The sequence below is a fragment of the Candidatus Chordibacter forsetii genome, assembly GCF_964187505.1.
Classification (GTDB): domain Bacteria; phylum Verrucomicrobiota; class Verrucomicrobiia; order Opitutales; family Seribacteraceae; genus Chordibacter; species Chordibacter forsetii.
The window spans coordinates 1-3016 of the sequence record NZ_CAXLML010000107.1; the positions used below are offsets into that span (position 1 = coordinate 1).

Genomic DNA, 3016 nt, shown 5'->3' on the forward strand with positions numbered 1-3016 from the left:
AGTGGGGGTAAGTTCGGGTCTCAGGGCGACCTTCCGTCCTCCCTTGTCCTCAAAGTGAAATAATTGACTGGCTATCTCTTCGCCCGATTTTTCGAGGTACAAATCCAATGGTTCGAGCAAGGGCACATCATATTCCTGAAAGTCAAATGCACGGGCAACGGTACGAAATACCCGAAATAAATGATTTCGTTGGGCACAGGCATCGGGGGGGAATTCGCGGAATCCGGGTAAGGTATCAAACATGACAATACGGGCAATGTATCCCTACTTCGAGGGAGGAGGTGGGGATTAGATGGAGTCGAGGTCGATCTTGGTCAGACCTGCCTTCATTCCTTTTCCTGCCTTAAACTTGACCACCGCCCGGCGGGGTATGACCACATCCTTTTTGGGTTGGTTGGGGTTTCGACCAACCCTTGATTTTCTGACCTGCAATTCAAACACTCCAAAGTTTCGAAGTTCCACATTTTGCCCTGCGATCAAACCCTCACATATGTGGTCGAGAGTTTTTTGGACGATTTCAGTGACGTCTTTGTGGTTATAGTTGGCGCCCTCGTAGATAGATTGGACGATCTGTCTTTTGGTCAGATTGTTCGACATTTGGGGTAAATCGGTTTGAAAGACTTGTGGAAGGGGTTTAGGGTAGGTTTTCCATAAATTCCCATCCATTAAGGACCTGTCAAACAATTATTTCTTTCTTTATGTCCAAAAAAGACGACGACAACCCTCTCGAGGAAATCCAAAAGCAATTGCAGGATCTTCTCAAAAATAAGAACATGCAGGTTGCATTTGCTCCTTTTATGCAAGGCATGAACCCCTCCTCAGACGATAAAGAACCGGAGAAACCCAAGGGTGGAGGCAAAAAGGAAAAAGAGTCCGAACCTGTAAAGGAAGACCCCCTGGACTCCATTCGCTCTTTTGACCGCAAGCCCAAAGAAGTGCGCGATTATCTCGACCGTTTTGTCATCAAGCAGGAACAAGCCAAGCGGGTACTCTCAGTCGCTGTCTGCGATCATTACAACCATGTACGCCGTTGTATTCGTGACACCCGTGCTCAGTCTGCAGAATATTTAAAGCCCAATGTGTTACTCCTCGGACCTACCGGGGTGGGAAAGACTTATTTGATGCGCAATGTGGCCAAGTTGATCGGTGTGCCTTTCGTCAAGGCAGACGCCACCAAATTTTCTGAGACCGGATATGTTGGCAACGACGTCGACGATCTCGTGCGCGATCTTGTCAAACAGGCGGATGGTAATGTCGAACTCGCTCAGTACGGTATCATCTATGTCGATGAGATCGACAAGATCGCTGCCGAAAGTTCCCGGGGTGGGCGTGATGTTTCCGGTAGGGGGGTACAAATCAACTTGCTTAAATTAATGGAGGAAACCGAGGTAAACTTGCAATCCTCCCAGGATATGATGGGCCAGATGAAAGCCTTCATGGAGATGCAACGGGGGGGCAAACCGGGCAAATCCACCATTTCCACCAAAAATATTTTGTTCATTGTTAGTGGTGCATTTGATCAACTTGCCGAGAGTGTGCGCAAACGCCTCGACCTTACCCGGATAGGGTTTGGATCCTCCGGTGAACAGGATATGGCCAGCAGTGGGATTAATTTTTTAAACAAGGCTGAGACTCAGGACTTTATCAAATACGGGTTTGAGCCGGAATTTATTGGCCGCCTGCCCGTACGCGTTGCCTGTGATGAACTGACCAAAGAAGACCTTGCAGAAATTTTGCTCTCCTCCGAAGGCAGTGCCCTCGATCAATACCGCAAAGATTTTGACGGCTACAATATCAAATTTGATATTGGCAATCCTGCCATCAATGAGGTGGCCAAACTTGCCGCCACCGAAAAGACAGGGGCTCGTGGATTGGTCACCGTGCTCGAACGTATATTTCGCGACTTCAAATTTGAACTCCCTTCCACCTCCATTCGAAAGTTTTCAGTCGATGCCGATACCGTTAGTCGGCCCCAGGATGCCCTCAAGGAACTCATTGCTGACAACCTCGACCTGCTCGACGAAAACCTCCTCGTCGACGTCGATCGATTTGTAGATTCCTTCAAGCGCGAACACGGCCTCGAACTGCGCTTTCGCAAAGCCGCAAAAGTGGCTGTGGTCAAAGAGGCAAGCGAGCAAAACCGTTCCGTTCTCGCCCTGTGTGAAAAGAAGTTCAAAGATTTTGAACACGGATTAAAAATCATTTCCCAACGCACCGGAAAGAACTCCTTTAATGTGGATAAAAAAGTAATCGACGATCCGGATAAGGAACTATCCCGCTGGGTGGTGGAGAGTTTTTCTCAGACCGAAGAAAGCAAGTGAACGGGCCCGATCCGGTTGCCGTAGAAGCCACCTTTTCCAGTGTGGCCAAAAGGTACGACCTTGCCAACCATTGGTTATCCGGAGGAATCGATTTTTTTTGGCGCCACCGGCTCGTACAACATGCCAGGCAAAGCCAACCTGTAGACATTCTCGACCTTGCCACCGGTAGTGGGGATGTTCTCTTCGCCCTGCGCCAAGGGTTGGGCGACCAGGCCCGTCTGAGCGGGCTCGACTTTTGCGAACCTATGCTCGAACAGGCTCGTGCAAAGCGACAAACAAAAGAGCTGGAGGAGGGGGATAATCAATTCATTTTGGGAGATTGCCTGGATCTTCCCTTTGCTGATGAAAGCTTCGACCTTATTACAATAGCTTTTGGTTTACGCAACCTTGCCGACCGTGCAAAAGGACTATCTGAAATGAGACGGGTTCTTCGTCCTGGTGGGCGTTTAATCGTGCTCGAGTTCAGCCAGCCTTACCTTTGGTTTCGGCCCTTTTATTATTTGTATCTTCGAGGCGTATTACCCTGGGTTGCCCGTTGGATGACGGGTGATCGGGATGCCTACCTTTACCTTGGTTCGAGTATTTCTGAATTCCCCGACCGTGCCGGCTTGGTGCAAGAAATCGAGCAATCAGGATTTTCTAATGTACAGGCAAAAGCCCTTACCTTTTCCATTGTTTCTCTGCACGAAGGGAAA

4 protein-coding genes are annotated in these 3016 nt (G+C 49.1%); 2 read left to right on the forward strand and 2 right to left on the reverse strand.

The features are described from left to right. Positions 1 to 243: ATP phosphoribosyltransferase regulatory subunit (locus tag ACKPQ4_RS05015; RefSeq protein WP_407680113.1), on the reverse strand; the 243-nt coding region annotated here is incomplete at its 3' end. A 45-nt stretch (positions 244 to 288) separates the two neighbouring features. Next, complete coding sequence (locus ACKPQ4_RS05020; protein ID WP_407680114.1) at positions 289 to 684, reverse strand: HU family DNA-binding protein; 396 nt, start codon at positions 682 to 684, stop codon at positions 289 to 291. 14 nt (positions 685 to 698) lie between these two features. On the opposite strand from ACKPQ4_RS05020, the gene ACKPQ4_RS05025 reads away from it, so the two are divergent. Both ACKPQ4_RS05025 and ubiE read left to right on the forward strand, forming a co-directional pair. Beyond that, positions 699 to 2321 carry an AAA family ATPase gene (locus tag ACKPQ4_RS05025; RefSeq protein WP_407680115.1) on the forward strand — a complete coding sequence of 541 codons (1623 nt, stop codon included), beginning with the start codon at positions 699 to 701 and terminating at the stop codon, positions 2319 to 2321. After that, positions 2318 to 3016, forward strand: a 699-nt coding sequence (gene ubiE / locus ACKPQ4_RS05030; protein WP_407680116.1) for a bifunctional demethylmenaquinone methyltransferase/2-methoxy-6-polyprenyl-1,4-benzoquinol methylase UbiE, incomplete at its 3' end; no start/stop codon positions are given. The genes ACKPQ4_RS05025 and ubiE, both read left to right, overlap by 4 nt.

Bases quoted from the DNA above. Each gene is read 5' to 3' on its own strand.
- ACKPQ4_RS05025 (WP_407680115.1), top strand. From the start codon at position 699: ATGTCCAAAAAAGACGACGACAACCCTCTCGAGGAAATCCAAAAGCAA.